The following is a 16,663-nucleotide window of genomic DNA, read 5'->3' on the forward strand; positions in this document are numbered from 1 at the left end:
GCGCATGCTGGGCGTATCGGAACGTCGGACATGGCTTCAACGTAGCCTGCGATAGAGCGTCAACCGGTAGATCCGCTCCACCTCATGGATGCTTCGCCCGAGTACACCAGACCCCCATCGCCCGCTGCAGACCAGGGCGCGCACGGACGAGTGCGGACCAGCTTCCGCACCGAGCTGGTCACGAAGCGGGAGGACGTCGTCGATGCCTCCTGGGCCGGAGGGGTGGAGCCTCAGTACGGGGTCGCGCCCCACGTGCGGATCGGGAAGAGCAAATGGTTCAACCTCCTATGGCTGATCCCGATCGGATTCTTCCTTCTCATCGTCGGTGCTGCCGTGGCGAAGGGGATCCGGGAGCTCCCGCGGGTCCAGGAATTCATCGCGCAATACCCAGGCGAGTCCGACCTCCCTGACGGTGCCCCGGTCGGGTTGCCGGCGTGGCTCGGCTGGCAGCATTTCCTGAACCTGTTCCTGATGATCTTCATCATCCGTTCCGGGCTCACGATCATCGCGGACCATCCCCGGTTCTGCGGGCGCGTCAGTGCGCCTGCGCGACGCCGGACCCGTCGCGTTGTCGGAGTTCCGGTGTCGACGTCCCTCTGCCAGACTCTCGTCATGGCAGCTCTCGACGCGTTCCCGAACCACGTCTTCGATGCCCTCGGCACGGAGCCCATCGTCCTGGAGGACCGGATCGGCGGCTCCGTGATGGTCGTCGAGAAGCGCCCCGAGAACGGACCGATCACCCTGATCACCGCCGGGGCCTCCCAGATCCCCACCGACTCGGGTGAACGGGTCGAGCTCGCGGTGGAGGTGGTCGACGGTCAGCAGGGCGCCGCCCTGGTGGCGATGAGGATCGTCTGCGACGACATCGCGAACAACCGGCGCGTGCCGCCGATGGGCACGCCGTGGCGCAACAGCGAGCCGTTCCTCTCGGGCACCGGGATCTCTGCGATCCTCGCGACGGGCTCCCGGTGGGGCGCCGCCTTCGACGAGGTGCGCTCCGAGGACGGCGAGGTCCTCGGCCGCGTGTGCACCCTGCGGCTGCTCACCGATGCCGAGGCGAGTCACATCGCCTCGAGCGGCTGGGATTCGTTGCGCGACGAGGCAGGATCTGTGGATGCCCTGCTGGACGTGACCCGGGGGAGTGCGGTCGGCGCGGCCGGACTGCCCGATGCGATGCCTGTGTTCCTCTCGAAGCTCCACGCCGAGCATCCTCCGCGGTGGGTGACGTTCACCGGCCGGGAGGTCCAGTCGGTCACGGGGCTCGAGTCGGAGGCCTATATGGACGATGCGAGCAACCACGAGGTCTGGTCCGTCGGGTCCTTCCGAGACCGCTTCCCCATGGTCGACGGATTCCTCCGCGTCGCAGTTCCAGGCCAGACGGCGCTGTTCGCTGACGAGTCCGGCACCTTCGCGATCGAAGACGACTGAGATGCCCGTGGCGGACCTTCCCAGGTGGGACCCCGCCGGCGGGGCGCTATGACCTCTCGCGAGGGGGCCGCGCGCCGGGTATCCGAGGAATCGGGCTCGTGGATGGATCGTCCGCAGCTCGCACCGTCCGCCCCGGGCTCACTCCTCGTCGACGCCCAGCGCCTCGATGCCCACGCCGGCGACCAGCACGATCTGCACCGACAGGTGGAGGTGCCGTTCGAGGCGACCCTCGCTGATCTGCTGGCCCTGGTGATCGAGCCGTTCCTGAGGGCCGCTCCCCGGAGCGACTGGCACTGCCGGGTGGGAGGAACAGGCCGATGGCAGGACTTTGCAGAGGCAACCTGGGACCCACCGCGCCAGCACCTGTCCGCACACCTCTTCGCCGAGGATCGACCAGCCCGGGAGCTCGCTGCCGAGGGACTGATCGAGATCGCCTGCCGGCCACGGTGACACGTGCCGGAGCGCAGTCGAGTCGATCCTCCGCGTCCTGTGCCAGGAGCAGCGGCAGAGAAGCTGGGCTGATCCAGAAGCGCTCATGGCTCCAGATGACACTCGATGACGGAAGGTTTCGCAGGTCTTGGTACCCACGGCAGGCCCTTCTATCGTCGCCGTCATGACCGCCACAGCAAGCATCCAGTCCGCCGTCCCCGACATCTCCGCCGAAGATCGCGCCGCTCGCCTCACGAACGCCGGCAGCGCATGGGCCGAGCGCATGGATGCCGATCGGTCGAAAGCCCATCTGACCTACGCGGTCGAAGGCGCCGGTGCCGGTTCAGTGGCAACGACTGTGCGCGCTGGCAAGCATTCCTTCGTCGTCGACGAGCCCGCAGCGCTAGCTGGCGATGACGCCGGGACCAGCCCCGTCGAATACGCGCTCGGCGCGCTGGTCGGATGCCAGGTCGTCGTCTATCGCCTCTACGCGCAGCAGCTCGGCATTCCGTTCGATGACATCGTCATCAGGGCCGAAGCCGATCTGGACGCGGCGCGTCTGTTCGGCGCCGACGAGTCCGTGCGTGCCGGGTTCTCCGAGGTGCGGCTTGATATCGAGCTCTCGGGACCGGAGACGAGCGAGCGCTACGACGCGCTGCGCGAGGCCGTCGATGCCCATTGCCCGGTGCTCGACATCTTCCAGAATCCGACTCCGGTCAAGACCACCGTCACCCGCGCGTGATCACCGCCTTGCCGGTGTGACCACGGCCGGGGCAGGACTCCCCGGCCCGCTGCGGGCCGGGGTCAGGATCTGTTGCCGCCCCTGCGGGGCCCCTTCCTGCGCTTCCTGGTGGGGACGAGCGCAGCCAACAGCTCTAGGAGAAGGTCAAGTACCAAGGCCATGCCGGATCCTCTCTGGGGGTGACGGGACTCTTCGTTGAAGTCCCAGCTACGTCGTAGCCCAGGCGGGGCTTGAACCCGCGACCGACGGATTATGAGTCCGCTGCTCTGACCGGCTGAGCTACTGGGCCGTGCGCTCCTGAGGAGCGCACCCGAATCTACCGCACACGGGACACCGGGACGCACCCGAATCGGCGCCGTCGGAACCTGGGCTGCGCGGCGTTACCTTCGTCATATCAGCCGGTGGGAGGGCAGAACGGAGATGCGAGCACCGGCCAGATCCTGCTACAGTCGTTCAGGTCGATCCCGCATAGCTCAACGGCAGAGCACTCGACTGTTAATCGAGCGGTTCTTGGTTCGAATCCAAGTGCGGGAGCCCAGTACAGGAGCACAGCCCCGGAGATCATCCGGGGCTGTCCCATTTCCTGATGGTTCTCGTGAAGGAGAAGGACGATGCCCACCGTCCCCGATGACCGTTTCGAGCTCCCGGAGAGCTTCGGTCCCGGCAGCGTCTGGGCGGACCGCTCCGGTGCCCGCACCCTGGTGGGTCGCAACCAGCGCGGGGTCGAGATCCCGATCGGCCATGGCGACGGGGAGATCAACCCCGGTGAGCTGCTGAAGCTCGCGCTGATCGGCTGCGCCGGAATGAGCAGCGATGTGAATCTCGCTCGCCGCCTGGGGGATGACTTCCCGATGCGCCTGTGGGCCCACGGGGCCTCCGACGCGGCCGAGAACCGCTACCTGAGCATCGCCGAAGAGGTGCAGCTCGCGTTTGAAGGGCTCACCGAGAGCGAGATCGCCACCGTGGTGAAGGTGTTCGGCCGCGCGGTCGCCGCCGGCTGCACGGTCGAGCGGTCCGTCGTCCCCGGCATGGAGGTCACCCACCGCGTGCTCGGTGCTGAGCGGGAGGCGCAGGCATGACCATCCGCCCTATCAGGGTCGTCGGCGACCCTGTTCTGCGCACTGCCTGCGACCCGATCACGAAGATCACCGATGGCACCCGCACCCTGGTGCGCGACCTGCTGGACACCGTGGACGACGAGGGGCGGGCCGGTGTCGCCGCCAATCAGATCGGGGTGAACCTGCGTGCTTTCTCCTGGCACCTGGTGGAGAAGCAGGAGCTCGGATACATCTTGAACCCCGTCATCGTCGAGCTCTCCGAGGAGCTTCAGCACGACGACGAGGGCTGCCTGTCGGTGCCCGGGCTGTTCTTCCCGCGCACCCGCTCCGCCTACGCCCGGTGCATCGGCACGAACCTCGAAGGTGAGGAGATCGAGTTCGCGGGGGAGGGGCTCATCGCACGGCTCATCCAGCACGAGGTCGGTCATCTCGACGGTGCGCTGTACATCGACGGCCTCGAACGCTCGGTCAAGAAGCGGGCGTTGCGCCAGATCAGGGAGACCCTCTAAGCTCTACACCGACAGCCACCTCTGTCATCAGATCCATCCGCGGTACCGATTCGTTGGGGAAGACGCATCGGAGACCGGAAGGAACGAGATGACTCAGGGCGTTCTGTATATTCACTCCGCTCCGCGGGCCCTCACGCCGCATATCGAATGGGCCGCCAGCGGAGTTCTCGGCGTGCCCGCACGCATCCGCTGGGAAGACCAGCCGGTGAGCCGTGGGCTGCAACGTGCCGAGATGACCTGGCGCGGGCGCGAGGACACCGGGGCCCAGCTGGTGAGTGCGCTGCGCGGCATGAACGAGGTGCGCTTCGAGGTCACCCAGGAGGCCACCGCCGCAGTGGACGGTGCCCGCTGGAGCTGCACCCCCGAGCTCGGCATCCATCATGCCGCCACCGATCATGCAGGGAACATCGTCCTCACCGAGGACCATGTGCGCGGCTGCATGGAACGGGCAGGGAACGACCCGCACGCCCTCCGCCATGAGCTCGACATCGCCCTCGGTGCCCCCTGGGACGACGACCTCGAGATCTACCGTCATGCTGGTGAGGGCGTGCCGATGCGGTGGCTGCACCGCGTGAGCTGAGCGCAGCTGCACTCATCCCTGGAGGCCCGGTCCGTGGAAGCCAAGCCCATGGAAGACCGGAACGGCGCCCGGAACACTCTCCGGTAAGGGAAGTGCTCCGAACGCCGTTCAGCGGACTGCGCGGTGGGCAGGGTGCTGCGCGGCGCGAGAACGCGCCGCGTGGCACGTCGATCAGGCGCTGGTGAAGACCACCGCAATGTCGTGGCCGCCGAAGCCGAACGCGTTGTTCAGCACGGCGATGTCGCCGCCCGGCAGCTCGGCCGGCGCGTTCTGTGCGATCCGCATCGGGGTCTCCGGGTCGAGGTTCTCGATGTTGATCGTCGGCGGGGCGAGGCGGTGGTGCGAGGCGAGGACCGAGAAGACGGACTCGAGTGCGCCGGCGCCGCCCAGCAGGTGGCCGGTCATCGACTTGGTCGAGGAGACCACGATCTGGTCCGTGACGCCGCCCAGCGCGGTGGAGACGGAGTTGAGCTCGCCGATGTCGCCCAGCGGGGTGGAGGTGCCGTGGGCGTTGAGGTGCACGATGTCCTGCGCGGCGACGTCCGCATCCTCGACGGCCTCGCGCACTGCGCTGGCCTGACCCTCGGGGGAGGGGGCGGAGATGTGGTGCGCGTCGGAGGCCATGCCGCGCCCCGAGGCGTAGGCGTACACGCGGGCACCGCGGGCGGCGGCGTGCTCCTCGCTCTCGAGCACCAGGATGGCCGCGCCCTCGCCGAGGACGAAGCCGTCGCGGTCCACGTCGTAGGGGCGCGAGGCGTGCTCGGGATCATCGACCCGGGTCGAGAGGGCGCGGATGTTCGCGAAGGCGGCGATGGTCATCGGGTGGATCGATGCCTCGGTGCCGCCGACGACGACCACGTCGGCCCGGCCGTCGCGGATCATCCCCATGCCCAGAGCGACCGCTTCGGCGCCGGAGGCGCAGGCGGAGACGGGGGTGTGGGCACCGGCGCGGGCGCCGAGCTCCATCGAGATGTTGGCGGCCGAGGAGTTCGCCATCAGCATCGGGACGGTGAACGGGTTGACCCGCCGGGCGCCGCGCTCGCGCACCACGTCCCACTGGTCCAGGGTGGTCCAGATGCCACCGATGCCGGTGCCGACCACGACGCCGAGCCGTTCGGGGGCGACCTCGGGGGCACCGGCATCGGCCCAGGCCTCACGTGCGGCGACCATGGAGTACTGCCCGGAGGGGTCCAGCTTCTTGGACTCGGGCCGGGTGAGGGAATCGAGAGCGCCGGGAACGATCTGGCAGGCGAAGTCCACGGACAGCCCGTAGCGCTCCTTCCAGTCGTTGTCGAAGGTGCGCGCGGTGGAGGTCCCGGCCAGAGCGGCCTCCCAGGTGGAGGTCACGTCACCGCCGAGCGGGTTGACGGTGCCGAGGCCGGTCACGGCGACACGAGAACGGGGAGCGGGCATACGGACCTCCGGGTCGGGGCGGCAGACGAAACGGCGACGCCCGGGACGGGATCGTCCCGGGCGTCAGGCGGGGCTCAGTTCTGGGCGCCCGCGATGTACTTGACGGCGTCGCCGACGGTCGCGAGGTTCTTGACCTCTTCGTCGGGGATGCGGACGTCGAACTTCTCTTCGGCGTTGACGACGATGGTCATCATCGAGATGGAGTCGATGTCGAGGTCGTCGGTGAATGACTTCTCGAGCTTGACGTCCTCGGTGGCGACACCGGTCTCCTCGTTGACGATCTCGGCGAGGCCCTCGAGGATCTCGTTCTCCGTGTGTGCCATGGGTGCTCCTTCAGGTGTGCGGATGTGTGGCGGTCACAGACTACCCGTGCTACCGCGCGGTAATCGGCCAGCGGGGATCGTGTCCCCCGTGAGGCGTGATGCGGGCGACAGTGCGCCCGCGACGGATCACGGCAGGATCAGGACCTGGCCCGCGTAGGCGAGGCCGGCACCGAAGCCGAACTGCACGAGCACGTCGCCGCTCTTGGCGGCGCCCTCCTCGATCAGACGGTGCGTGGCCAGCGGGATCGAGGCGGCAGAGGTGTTCCCGGTCTCGGCGATATCTCGGCCGATCACCACGGAATCAGGCAGCTTCAGCTGCTTGGCGAGCTCGTCGATGATCCGCATGTTGGCCTGGTGGGGCACGAACACGTCGATGTCCTCGATGCCGATCCCGGACTTCTCGAGCATCTCGCGGATCTTCTCGGCGGTGTGCCAGACGGCCCAGCGGAACACCGTGCGGCCGTCCTGCTCGAGGGTGGGCCACGGGCCGTTGCCGTCGCGGAAGTTCACCAGCGAGTTCGTCATCCGGATGGTGTTCCAGTTGTCGCCGTCGCTGCCCCACACGGTGGGGCCGATCTTGGGAGCGTCGCTCGGTCCGACGATCGCGGCTCCCGCGCCATCACCCAGCAGGAAGGAGATCGAGCGATCGGTGGGATCGACGAAATCGGAGAGCTTCTCCGCGCCGATCACCAGCACATGACGGGCGGCACCTGAGCGGATCAGCGAATCCGCCTGACCGATCCCGTAGGCGAAGCCGGCGCAGGCGGCGGAGATGTCATAGGCGATGACGTCGGGCCGACCCAGCTCTCCGGCCAGCAGCGTGGCCAGGGACGGGGTCGGGTAGGGGAACGAGATGGTGGAGACGATGATCGCGTCGAGCGTCTCCAGATCGATACCGGAACGCTCGATCGCCTCCTTGGCCGCTGTGAGCGAGAGGTCCTTGACGCCGACGTCCTTGCTGGCCCGCATGCGGGTGATGATGCCGGTGCGCTGCCGGATCCACTCATCGGAGGAGTCGATCGGACCGACCAGGTCGTCGTTGGGTACGACGACATCGCCGCGGGCCGCGCCATAGGCGAGGACCTGCGAGCCGGGGACGGTCTTCTGAGAGGTGAGGGCGACGGTCATGTCAGTTCTCCTGATCCGTGGGGGCGACGCCAGCATGTTCGCGCACCAGGGCACGGGCCGACTCGAGATCGTCAGGGGTGTTGAGGTTCGCCAGCGCGATCCCCTTCAGCTCGCGCTTGGCGAGCCCGGTGAGGGTCCCTGCGGGGGCGACCTCGATCAGCGCGGTCACGCCGCGCTCGCGCAGCGCCGCCATGCAGGCCTCCCAGTCCACGGGGGAGGCGACCTGGTTCACGATCAGCTCGAGGTAGCGGGCACCGGAGGTGATGACCTCGCCACCGGCGTTGGAGATCAGCGGCACCGACGGGTCCGAGGGGTGCAGGCCGGGCGCGAACGCTGCCAGCTCCTCGCGGGCCCCGGCCATGTACGGGGTGTGGAAGGCGCCGGCGACCTGGAGGGGGATCACGCGAGCCTTCGCGGGACCGTCCTCGACCAGGGCGGCGATCTTCTCACCCGTCCCGGCTGCGACCACCTGGGCGGCGGAGTTGATGTTCGCCGGGTGCAGGCCGTGGCGCCGGATCGTCGCGATGACGTCCTCGCGGGTACCGCCGACGACGGCCGCCATCGAAGTGGGCTCCGCCGCCGCGGCCTTCGCCATCGCCTGGGAGCGGACGGCGACCAGACGCATCGCGTCCTCGTTGCTCAGCACCCCGCCCAGTGCAGCGGCCGTGAGCTCTCCGACGCTGTGGCCGGCGAAGGCGTCAGCGGCGGGCAGGCCCTGCTCCTGGTACAGGGACGAAGCGGCGATGATGCCCGCGGCGACCAGCAGCGGCTGGGCCACGGCGGTGTCGCGGAGGGTGTCCGCATCGGACTCGGTGCCGTGACGGAGCAGGTCGACGCCTGCCGGTTCGGACAGGGCTGAGAGCGCTTCCTCGACGCCGGGCAGTTCACGCCACGGGCTCAGGAATCCGGGCTTCTGCGCCCCTTGTCCGGGACAGACGATCGCGAGCACTGGTACCTCCAGGGAGAGACGGGGCACGGCCCGCTCGGAGGACGAGACGGGCCGGCTGGGGGAGAGACCGTCGGGCCTCCCGTCACGAGGATGGGCGGCCCGACGGGGCGATCAGGACTCGCCGCCGAAGGAGCCGGACTGGCCGGCGTTCACATTCGTCAGGTCGTACTTGTCGATGGCCTGGCGCACCACCGAGGGGTCCACCTTGCCCTCCTTGGCGAGCAGCTGGAGGGCCTTGACGACCATCGAGTGCGCATCGATCTTCAGGTGACGGCGAGCTGCCGGACGGGTGTCCGAGAAGCCCCAGCCGTCGGCTCCGAGAACGCCGTAGCGACCCGGGATCCACTCGCGGATCATGTCCGGGACCATGAAGTCGTAGTCGGAGGTCGCGACGAACGGACCCTCGACGCCTTCGAGTCGCTGGGAGATCCACGGGGTGCGCTGATCCTCAGGATGCAGGAGGTTGTGCTTCTCGACCTCCTGGGCCTCCTTGCGCATCTCGGTCCACGAGGTGACCGACCAGACGTTCGCCTTCACGCCCCAGTCCTCGGCCAGCAGCTCGCGGGCGTGCAGCGCCCACGGGACACCGACGCCGGAGGCGAGCAGCTGAGCTTCGGGGCCATCGCCGTCAGGCTTGGCCTCGAGCAGGTACATGCCCTTGAGCAGCCCCTCGACGTCCAGGCCCTCGGGCTCCTTGGGCTGCACCATCGGCTCGTTGTAGACCGTGATGTAGTAGAAGACCTCTGCGACGCGGTCGTCCTCGCCGTACATGCGCTGGAGACCGTCGCGGATGATGTGGCCGAGCTCATACCCATAGGTGGGGTCGTAGATCACGGCCCCGGGGTTGGTCGACGCGAGGATCGGCGAGTGGCCGTCCATGTGCTGCAGGCCCTCGCCCGCGAGCGTCGTCTTGCCGGCGGTCGCGCCGATCACGAAGCCCTTGGCCATCTGGTCGCCGGCGGCCCAGAAGAAGTCACCGGTGCGCTGGAACCCGAACATCGAGTAGAAGATGTAGAACGGGATCATCGGGAAGTCGTGCGTGGCGTACGAGGTGCCTGCCGCGGTGAAGGCTGCGGTGGAGCTGATCTCGTTGATGCCCATGTGCTTGATCTGGCCGGAGGTGGACTCCTTGTAGGCCAGGAGCAGATCGCGGTCGACGGAGAGGTAGTTCTGACCGTCGGGGTTGTAGATCTTCGCCGTCGGGAACAGCGAGTCCATGCCGAAGGTGCGGGCCTCGTCGGGGACGATCGGGACCCAGCGCTTGCCGGTCTCCTTGTCGCGCATGAGGTCCTTCAGCAGCCGCACGAGCGCCATCGTGGAGGCGATCTCCTGCTTGCCGGAACCGCGCTTGACGACCTCGTAGGCCTTGTCGCCGGGGAGGTTCAGCGGCTTGTGCTCGGTGCGGCGTGAGGGGACCGGACCGCCGAGGGCGGCGCGGTGCTCCTTGAGGTACTTCATCACCGGTGCATCGTCGTCCGGCAGGTAGAACGGTGCGTCGTAGACGCTGCCGGCGGATTCGAGCTGCTCGTCGCTGATCGGGATGCGCAGCGTGTCGCGGAGGGCCATGAGGTCCTCGGGGGTGAACTTCTTCATCTGGTGGGTCGCATTGCGGCCCGCGAAGTTCTTGCCCAGGCGGTAGCCCTTGACGGTGTGGGCCAGGATCACGGTCGGCTTGCCGTTGCTCTCGGTGGCCTGCTTGAACGCTGCGTAGATCTTCTTCGCGTCGTGACCGCCGCGGTTCAGCTTCCACCAGATGTCCTCATCGGACATGTCCTCGACCAGTGCCTTGGTGCGGGGGTCGCGGCCGAAGAAGTTGTCGCGGATGAACCCGCCGGACTCGGCGCGGTAGGTCTGGTAGTCGCCATCCGGGGTGGCGTTCATCAGGTCGATGAGCGCGCCGTCGGTGGACTCTTCGAGCAGCGGATCCCAGCCCGCGCCCCAGATCACCTTGATGACGTTCCAGCCGGCACCGCGGAACTGGCTCTCCAGCTCCTGGATGATCTTGCCGTTGCCGCGGACAGGGCCGTCCAGGCGCTGCAGGTTGCAGTTCACCACGAAGGTGAGGTTGTCCAGGTGCTCCTTGGCGGCGATGTGCAGGGCGCCGCGGGATTCCACCTCGTCCATCTCGCCGTCGCCGAGGAATGCCCAGGTGTGCTGCTCGCTGGTGTCCTTCAGGCCACGGTTCTGGAGGTACTTGTCGAAGGAGGCCTGCTCGATCGCGGCGACCGGGCCGATGCCCATCGAGACGGTCGGGAACTCCCAGAAGTCCTGCATCGCCCGCGGGTGCGGGTAGGAGGGCATCCCGTGCTCGCTGGAGACCTCCTGGCGGAAGCCGTCGAGGTCGTCCTGGGAGAGGCGGCCCATCATGTAGGCGCGTGAGTAGATGCCGGGGGAGGCATGGCCCTGGAAGAAGACGTGGTCGCCGCCGCCGGGATGGTTGCGTCCGCGGAAGAAGTGGTTGAAGCCGACCTCGTACATGGTCGCGATCGAGGCGTAGCTCGAGAGGTGCCCGCCGACGCCGATCCCGGGAGCCTGCGCCCGGTGCACCACCATCGCCGCGTTCCAGCGGTTGATGTTGCGCAGCTCCTTCTCGAGCTCGAGGTCACCGGGGTACTCCGGCTGCTGCTCGACCGAGATGGTGTTCACGTAGTCCGTGGTGAGCGACTCCGGGAGGTGGATGTCCTCTTCCCGGGCGTGCTGGATGACGCTCTGGACGATCTCGGAGGCGCGCTCGGCACCGCGGTGCTCGACGAGACCGTCGAACGAGTCCAACCATTCCCGGGTCTCTTCCGGATCCGGATCCTGGGCATGGCTCGGCAGGTTGATGCCGATGGGACGAGGGGTCTCGTGCGAAGTCACACTGTCCTTCTCTCTACGGGAGGGGGCGGACCGGCCGGGGGAGCGGGAATCGCCGGTGGGCCCTGCTCCGTCGGCCTCGGTGCGTGCAAGCCTACCGTTGCCAGGAGGGCGCGGGACCTCCACGCACCGTCCGCATCTGTGACACGTCGGACATCGAATTCTCCGGTGCTGGCACCGGGACTCTCGTCCCGGAATGCATGTGAGGTGCGCGTGACATAGAATCAGGCCCGCGCAGCACGGCCTCGGGCCCTGCAGGCCCCCGTCGCTGCCGAGTTCGTCATACCCCCGCTCTGAAGGAGTCCTTTCTTGTCACCGTCGGCAGACGCCACTTCGTCCAGCTCCCTCGCCGAGGTGCTGAGCTTCACCACGGGCCAGATCGTGCAGGAGATCGGCTACGACGATGATGTCGATCTTGACCTGCGCGATGCGATCGAGGATCTCATCGGCGACGAGCTCGAGGATGAGGACACCCAGGAGATCGTGGACGCCGTGGTGCTGTGGTGGCGCGATGGCGACGGTGACCTCACCGACGCCATGGTGGACACCCTGCGGAACATCGAGCCCGGTGCGCCGGTGTGGATGCTGGTCCCCAAGGCAGGCCGCCCCGGTCACGTGATGCCGGGAGACATCCAGGAGAGTGCGAGCATCGCCGGGCTGCGGGTGATGAGCTCGGTGAGCCTCGCCCCGGACTGGAACGGCACCCGCCTGGCCAGCCGCCCCAGCTGAGCCGAGACGACGCTCCGGTGAGGAGCGTCACGGTCTCCGGTGTGCTGGAGGCCACGGGGGTCCGCCCCCGTCCGGGTCGTTAGCTCAGTTGGTCAGAGCGCCTGGTTTACACCCAGGAGGTCGGGGGTTCGAGCCCCTCACGACCCACTTCACGAAAGGCCTCTGGCCTGTACGAACAGCGCAGAGCCAGGATTCCCGAGCTGCTCTGAGCAAAAGGGCGGCGTCGACTGTCCGGCGCGAGCCGCAGACTCGGGCCCATGATCACCACGACCTGGCTGGTCCGCGCATCCCGCGGATGGGTCGAGCCGATGCCTCCGCCGTGCGACTGCGGCAGCGACTGCCACACGATCGGCTGGCGCGCCTGCCGGTGCGGCGCCGGGCCGACTGAGGGAGGCCATCGCACCTGGGCGTGCCGGGCCTGTGGGCGGCGGACCGCGGTCGGATGCGTGGGACCGGTGGGGCGCGGACCGCTCGAGGAATACGGAGTCCGGGGACGACGAGCCCCCACGGCGAGCTCGACGACGTCCCGCCGGCGGAGCTCGACGGAACCCTCTATGCTACCCAGCAGTGCGACCGGGTCCTGAGCGAGAACAGATGACCGGCGCCTCCAGCAGGCCCCCATGGGGTTCAGGAAGGACGATGGTGTGCCAGAAGGATGAGCCGGGCGCCGGGCTCCACACACGGCGTGTGCACGTTGGCGGCCATACCGTGGACGTGCGCGGTACCTTCACCCCGGAGCGCCCACCGATCGTGCTGGTGCATGGGATCGGCATGTCGGGGGAGTACTTCCTGCCGTACGCCGACCTGCTCGCAGTCACTCACGACGTGTACGCCCTCGATCTGCCGGGTTACGGCAGCACGCCGCAGCCGGTCCGCGCGCTCACCGTCCCGGAGCTGAGCGACGTGGTCGTGGGGGTGGTCACGACGCTGGGGCTGGATGCGCCCGTCCTCGTAGGTCATTCCATGGGCTGCCAGATCGTCGCGGACGCGATCGCCGACCATCCGGGGTTGTGCGCCGGCTATATGTTGATCGGCCCGACCGTGGACCCGGCCGCGCGCAGCCTGCACGCCCAAGGCATGCGGCTGTTGCGGGACACCCTGATCGAGTCGCCCCTCAGCAACGCCGTGGTGTTCCGCAACTATCTGCGGATGGGCCCGTTGCGGTATCTGCGCACTGCCCGGCACATGCTCGCTGACCACACCGAGGAGACCATTCCACGGTGCACCGTTCCGGGACTTGTGGTCCGCGGGGCGCGGGATCCGATCGCGTCCGCCGAGTGGGTGCGCCTGTTGGTGCGCCTGGCCCCGGACGCCGCCCTGCGGGAGATCCCCGGCGGCTCCCATAACGTCCAGCACATTCGGCCGCACGATCTCGCCGCCGCCTGCGCACCGTTCCTCGCCGCCGTCAACGGCGGCCGTCCCGGTCCGCAGACCACCTCCCCGAGCGCATGACCGGTCGCAGGTTGCGCCTGAAAGAGCTTTCTCCCGGTCCATTGAGTCGCCTGCCTGAGATGCTCGCCGAGGCCGGAGCCGATCTCGATGCCTGGGCCCGCGACTACGCCTACGCCCTCCGCTGGCAGATCACCGCGCTGGTCCGCCGGCCCGACCCCCACACCTACCGCCAGCCTGGTCCGGACAAGCTCGTCGTCGTTCTTCTGCCCGGGGTCTACGAGACCTGGTCCTTCATGCGTCCGGTGGCTGACGTGCTGCGCGAGCACAGCTACGACGTGCGTGCAGTCGTCGACATGGGGTACAACGGCGGCAGCATCGAAGACATGGCGAACCTCGTGGACGGATTCATCCGCCGTGAAGGCATCGGGCACTGCGTATTGGTGGCCCACAGCAAGGGCGGGTTGATCGGCAAGCTCCTGCTCGCCCGGTACAACGAGACCGGCGTGATCCAGGGACTCGTGGCCCTCAACACGCCGTTCGAAGGCTCCCCGCTGGCCCGCTTGCTGCCGCTGCCCGCGATCCGCGTCTTCCTGCCACACTCCCCCGAGCTGGCCGAGCTGGCCGCCAGCCGACACGTGGATCAGGACATCATCTCGATCTACGGCCGCTTCGACCCGCACATCCCGGGCGGCAGCCACCTGGAGGGAGCGCACAACGTGCAGCTGGAGACGCGCGGGCACTTCCTGCCTCTCGGAGATGCTCGAGTGCACGAAGCGGTTCTCGACGGAATCCGACTGCTCACGCGCTGAGAGCGGTGCCGGGCTCGACTTTCCGGACAGTTCACGGTTTCGGTGCCGCACCGGCGTCCGGAAGGTACCTCTGGCTTGGCGTGGCACCGAACTCTGCGCCTCGCAGAGGGCCAGGGGCTACCTCCTGCCCGGCTTCTCATCCGCGCTCATGACGCGGCTAGAGGCCGGTCACGGCATACAGCAGCACCAGCACCACCGGCACCGCGACGATCAGGCAGCCCCAGATGACTGCGGTCTGACGCTCCTTCGCCTTCTCCTCGGGCGTCGGCGCGGGGGCCTCCGGCCGTCCGGACTTCTCCCACTCCTCGCGGGCGCGCTGGCGCCGCACCAGGAGCTGTCCGACCAGGACGACCACCGAGACCAGAATTGCCACGGCCATGGCGAGCAGGATGAGATTCGTGATGGCGGTGCCTCCGGAAGGTCGCAGGGGTCAGGGACTGTGCACAGGGTCTCACGGCCCGGCCCGTCCACCTGGACGCTTCCTATACTGGCAGGGCAGCCATGACCGGCGTGCTCCGCAGCTCGCGGGGCCTCGGCCGGAGCCCCGTTGAAGGAGGAGCCGCGCAGGTGAGTGCACCCAGCAGAGAGTTCGACGTCGAGACGATTCGCGCAGACTTCCCGATCCTCACCCGGATGCTCGATCCGGACACCCCCCTGATCTACCTCGACGGCGGTGCCACCTCGCAGCGCCCCCAGCAGGTGATCGATGCCGAGGTCGCCTACCTCCTCAGCGACAACGCCGCGGTCAAGCGCGGCGCCCATCGGATGGCGGGCTTCGCAACCGACGCCTACGAGAATGCCCGCGAACGCATCGCGGACTTCCTCGGCGCCCCTTCTCCGGACGAGGTGGTGTTCACCAAGAACGCCACCGAGGCGCTGAACCTGGTCGCATACTCACTCGGCAACGGCGACGAGTCCACCCCGGCCCGGCTGCGGGTGCGCGAGGGGGACGAGATCCTGGTGACAGAGATGGAGCACCACGCGAACCTGGTGCCCTGGCAGGAACTCGCCCGGCGCACCGGCGCGACCCTGCGCTGGATCCCGGTGACCGACGAGTTCACCCTCGACCTCACCGATCTCGACTCGCTGGTCACCGAGCGCACCAAGGTCATCGCCTTCACCCATCAGTCCAATGTGCTGGGCACCGTGAACCCGGTCGGCACGCTGGTCGAGGCCGCGCGCGCCGTCGGCGCCCTCACCGTGCTGGATGCCGCGCAGTCCGCGCCGCACATGCCCTTCGACGTCGCTGAGCTCGGGGTGGATTTCGTCGCCGCGTCCGGGCACAAGATGCTGGGCCCCACCGGGATCGGTGTGCTGTGGGGACGCTACGAGCTGCTCGCCGAGATGCCGCCCTTCCTCACCGGCGGTTCGATGATCGAGCTGGTCGATATGGAGCGCTCCACCTTCGCCGAGCCGCCCGCCCGTTTCGAGGCCGGCACCCCGCCGATCTCGCAGGCCGTGGGGCTCGCAGCGGCCTGCGACTATCTCGACGCTCTCGGGATGGAGCGGATCGCCGCCCATGAGCAGGCGCTCACCCAGCAGGCGCTGACCGGCCTCGCCGCGATCGACGGGGTGCGGATCATCGGCCCTGCGGCGTCCCCGTCACGCACGGGCGCGGTGGCCTTCGACGTCGCCGGCCGGCATCCCCATGACGTCGGCCAGGTGCTCGACTCGCTGGGCATCGAGGTGCGTGTGGGGCACCACTGCGCATGGCCCCTGCATCGCCGCTACGGCGTGCACGGCACCACTCGTGCCAGTTTCTCCGTCCACACCACCGCCGCCGAGGTCGACGCCTTCATCGCCGGCGTCGCCCACACCATCGACTTCTTCGGATCCCTCTCATGAGCAGCCAGCTGTCCGCCCTGTACACCGAGCTCGTGATCGAGCACGACAAGCGCCCCCTGCATGCCGGGCTGCGCGAGCCGTTCTCCACCGAGGTCCATCACGTGAACCCCACCTGCGGGGACGAGATCACCCTTCGTCTGCAGCTCGCCGACGGGGGTGAGCGGATCGAGGACATCTCCTATGACGCCGTCGGCTGCGCGATGAGCCGCGCCGCCGCCTCGATGATGGCGGACCTGCTGATCGGTCGCACCATCGAGGAGGTCGCCCCCGCGCAGGACCACTTCGAGGCGGCCATGCGCTCCCGGGGGCGGCTCGAGGGCGACGAGGACCTCATCGGCGACAGCATCGCGCTGCTCGGCGCGGCGAAGTTCCCTGCCCGCGTGAAGTGTGTGCTGATGCCCTGGAAGGCCTACCAGGCGGCACTGGTCGAAGCACAGATGCTGGGAGCGTGAGCGTCGTGGAGAGCCACCGGG

The 16,663-nt window shown here is 68.4% G+C and carries 17 protein-coding genes and 3 tRNA genes; 12 read left to right on the forward strand and 8 right to left on the reverse strand.

Going from position 1 to position 16,663, the window contains the following annotated elements; all coding sequences use genetic code 11:
• The first annotated feature begins 84 nt into the window (after positions 1–84).
• On the forward strand, positions 85–1,428 hold the full coding sequence (locus tag ACT3SQ_RS05325; RefSeq protein WP_444600899.1) for a suppressor of fused domain protein: 1,344 nt from the start codon (positions 85–87) through the stop codon (positions 1,426–1,428).
• A gap of 138 nt (positions 1,429–1,566) precedes the next feature.
• On the opposite strand, the gene ACT3SQ_RS05330 is transcribed toward ACT3SQ_RS05325, so the two are convergent.
• Entirely contained in the window at positions 1,567–1,722 is a 156-nt protein-coding gene (locus ACT3SQ_RS05330; RefSeq protein WP_442331690.1) for a hypothetical protein, read from the reverse strand.
• A 319-nt stretch (positions 1,723–2,041) separates the two neighbouring features.
• Here ACT3SQ_RS05330 and ACT3SQ_RS05335 point away from each other — a divergent pair, with 319 nt between their 5' ends.
• Positions 2,042–2,599: an OsmC family protein gene (locus tag ACT3SQ_RS05335; protein ID WP_444592125.1), complete on the forward strand. Its 558-nt coding sequence runs from the start codon at positions 2,042–2,044 to the stop codon at positions 2,597–2,599.
• 215 nt (positions 2,600–2,814) lie between these two features.
• Here ACT3SQ_RS05335 and ACT3SQ_RS05340 read toward each other — a convergent pair.
• Positions 2,815–2,888 (reverse strand) — tRNA-Ile (locus ACT3SQ_RS05340).
• A gap of 173 nt (positions 2,889–3,061) precedes the next feature.
• On the opposite strand from ACT3SQ_RS05340, the gene ACT3SQ_RS05345 reads away from it, so the two are divergent.
• The 4 genes from ACT3SQ_RS05345 to ACT3SQ_RS05360 all read left to right on the forward strand — a co-directional run bounded on the left by ACT3SQ_RS05345 (position 3,062) and on the right by ACT3SQ_RS05360 (position 4,746).
• Positions 3,062–3,133 (forward strand) — tRNA-Asn (locus ACT3SQ_RS05345).
• Positions 3,134–3,210: 77 nt separating this feature from the next.
• Positions 3,211–3,678, forward strand: a complete 468-nt coding sequence (locus ACT3SQ_RS05350) for an OsmC family protein (protein ID WP_444501882.1) — start codon at positions 3,211–3,213, stop codon at positions 3,676–3,678.
• Entirely contained in the window at positions 3,675–4,166 is a 492-nt protein-coding gene (locus tag ACT3SQ_RS05355) for a peptide deformylase (protein WP_441442958.1), read from the forward strand. The genes ACT3SQ_RS05350 and ACT3SQ_RS05355 overlap by 4 nt, the downstream gene beginning before the upstream one ends.
• Positions 4,167–4,254: 88 nt before the next feature.
• Entirely contained in the window at positions 4,255–4,746 is a 492-nt protein-coding gene (locus ACT3SQ_RS05360; protein ID WP_441442959.1) for a DUF3145 domain-containing protein, read from the forward strand.
• A 171-nt stretch (positions 4,747–4,917) separates the two neighbouring features.
• Here the strand turns inward: ACT3SQ_RS05360 and ACT3SQ_RS05365 are convergent, their stop codons facing one another.
• The 5 genes from ACT3SQ_RS05365 to aceE form a co-directional block, all read right to left on the reverse strand.
• On the reverse strand, positions 4,918–6,159 hold the full coding sequence (locus ACT3SQ_RS05365; RefSeq protein WP_444501880.1) for a beta-ketoacyl-[acyl-carrier-protein] synthase family protein: 1,242 nt from the start codon (positions 6,157–6,159) through the stop codon (positions 4,918–4,920).
• A 74-nt stretch (positions 6,160–6,233) separates the two neighbouring features.
• On the reverse strand, positions 6,234–6,482 hold the full coding sequence (locus ACT3SQ_RS05370; RefSeq protein ID WP_010551652.1) for an acyl carrier protein: 249 nt from the start codon (positions 6,480–6,482) through the stop codon (positions 6,234–6,236).
• 126 nt (positions 6,483–6,608) lie between these two features.
• Positions 6,609–7,610, reverse strand: a complete 1,002-nt coding sequence (locus ACT3SQ_RS05375) for a beta-ketoacyl-ACP synthase III (protein WP_444600900.1) — start codon at positions 7,608–7,610, stop codon at positions 6,609–6,611.
• A gap of 1 nt (position 7,611) precedes the next feature.
• On the reverse strand, positions 7,612–8,559 hold the full coding sequence (locus ACT3SQ_RS05380) for an ACP S-malonyltransferase (protein WP_444600932.1): 948 nt from the start codon (positions 8,557–8,559) through the stop codon (positions 7,612–7,614).
• Between the two features lie 111 nt (positions 8,560–8,670).
• Positions 8,671–11,418: a pyruvate dehydrogenase (acetyl-transferring), homodimeric type gene (gene aceE / locus ACT3SQ_RS05385; protein ID WP_444600901.1), complete on the reverse strand. Its 2,748-nt coding sequence runs from the start codon at positions 11,416–11,418 to the stop codon at positions 8,671–8,673.
• A 306-nt stretch (positions 11,419–11,724) separates the two neighbouring features.
• Between aceE and ACT3SQ_RS05390 the strand changes: the two genes are divergently transcribed.
• The 4 genes from ACT3SQ_RS05390 (at position 11,725) to ACT3SQ_RS05405 (ending at position 14,345) form a co-directional block, all read left to right on the forward strand.
• A complete protein-coding gene (locus ACT3SQ_RS05390) occupies positions 11,725–12,144 on the forward strand; it encodes a DUF3052 domain-containing protein (protein WP_444592123.1) in 420 nt (139 codons plus the stop codon).
• A 73-nt stretch (positions 12,145–12,217) separates the two neighbouring features.
• Positions 12,218–12,291: transfer RNA gene (locus ACT3SQ_RS05395), tRNA-Val, on the forward strand.
• Positions 12,292–12,783: 492 nt separating this feature from the next.
• Positions 12,784–13,596, forward strand: a complete 813-nt coding sequence (locus tag ACT3SQ_RS05400) for an alpha/beta fold hydrolase (protein ID WP_444600902.1) — start codon at positions 12,784–12,786, stop codon at positions 13,594–13,596.
• The gene (locus ACT3SQ_RS05405; RefSeq protein ID WP_444600903.1) at positions 13,593–14,345 is read left to right on the forward strand and encodes an esterase/lipase family protein; all 753 of its coding nucleotides are present in this window, start codon (positions 13,593–13,595) and stop codon (positions 14,343–14,345) included. Before ACT3SQ_RS05400 ends, ACT3SQ_RS05405 begins: the two co-directional genes overlap by 4 nt.
• 157 nt (positions 14,346–14,502) lie before the next feature.
• Here the strand turns inward: ACT3SQ_RS05405 and ACT3SQ_RS05410 are convergent, their stop codons facing one another.
• A complete protein-coding gene (locus ACT3SQ_RS05410; protein WP_444600904.1) occupies positions 14,503–14,724 on the reverse strand; it encodes a hypothetical protein in 222 nt (73 codons plus the stop codon).
• A 188-nt stretch (positions 14,725–14,912) separates the two neighbouring features.
• Between ACT3SQ_RS05410 and ACT3SQ_RS05415 the strand changes: the two genes are divergently transcribed.
• Together ACT3SQ_RS05415 and sufU are read left to right on the forward strand one after the other, a co-directional pair.
• Positions 14,913–16,190, forward strand: coding sequence for an aminotransferase class V-fold PLP-dependent enzyme (locus ACT3SQ_RS05415; RefSeq protein ID WP_442331688.1), 1,278 nt, complete (start codon positions 14,913–14,915; stop codon positions 16,188–16,190).
• Positions 16,187–16,642, forward strand: a complete 456-nt coding sequence (gene sufU, locus ACT3SQ_RS05420) for a Fe-S cluster assembly sulfur transfer protein SufU (RefSeq protein WP_441442966.1) — start codon at positions 16,187–16,189, stop codon at positions 16,640–16,642. Before ACT3SQ_RS05415 ends, sufU begins: the two co-directional genes overlap by 4 nt.
• The last annotated feature ends 21 nt before the right edge of the window (positions 16,643–16,663 follow it).

This window comes from Brachybacterium sp. AOP42-C2-15, assembly GCF_052377065.1.
Lineage (GTDB): Bacteria > Actinomycetota > Actinomycetes > Actinomycetales > Dermabacteraceae > Brachybacterium.

Coding starts and splice junctions, on each gene's coding strand:
- ACT3SQ_RS05410 (WP_444600904.1), bottom strand. CDS start 14,724: ATGGCCGTGGCAATTCTGGTCTCGGTGGTCGTCCTGGTCGGACAGCTC.
- ACT3SQ_RS05370 (WP_010551652.1), bottom strand. CDS start 6,482: ATGGCACACACGGAGAACGAGATCCTCGAGGGCCTCGCCGAGATCGTC.
- sufU (WP_441442966.1), top strand. CDS start 16,187: ATGAGCAGCCAGCTGTCCGCCCTGTACACCGAGCTCGTGATCGAGCAC.
- ACT3SQ_RS05400 (WP_444600902.1), top strand. CDS start 12,784: ATGGTGTGCCAGAAGGATGAGCCGGGCGCCGGGCTCCACACACGGCGT.
- ACT3SQ_RS05355 (WP_441442958.1), top strand. CDS start 3,675: ATGACCATCCGCCCTATCAGGGTCGTCGGCGACCCTGTTCTGCGCACT.
- ACT3SQ_RS05335 (WP_444592125.1), top strand. CDS start 2,042: ATGACCGCCACAGCAAGCATCCAGTCCGCCGTCCCCGACATCTCCGCC.
- ACT3SQ_RS05405 (WP_444600903.1), top strand. CDS start 13,593: ATGACCGGTCGCAGGTTGCGCCTGAAAGAGCTTTCTCCCGGTCCATTG.
- ACT3SQ_RS05325 (WP_444600899.1), top strand. CDS start 85: ATGGATGCTTCGCCCGAGTACACCAGACCCCCATCGCCCGCTGCAGAC.
- ACT3SQ_RS05375 (WP_444600900.1), bottom strand. CDS start 7,610: ATGACCGTCGCCCTCACCTCTCAGAAGACCGTCCCCGGCTCGCAGGTC.
- ACT3SQ_RS05365 (WP_444501880.1), bottom strand. CDS start 6,159: ATGCCCGCTCCCCGTTCTCGTGTCGCCGTGACCGGCCTCGGCACCGTC.
- ACT3SQ_RS05350 (WP_444501882.1), top strand. CDS start 3,211: ATGCCCACCGTCCCCGATGACCGTTTCGAGCTCCCGGAGAGCTTCGGT.
- ACT3SQ_RS05360 (WP_441442959.1), top strand. CDS start 4,255: ATGACTCAGGGCGTTCTGTATATTCACTCCGCTCCGCGGGCCCTCACG.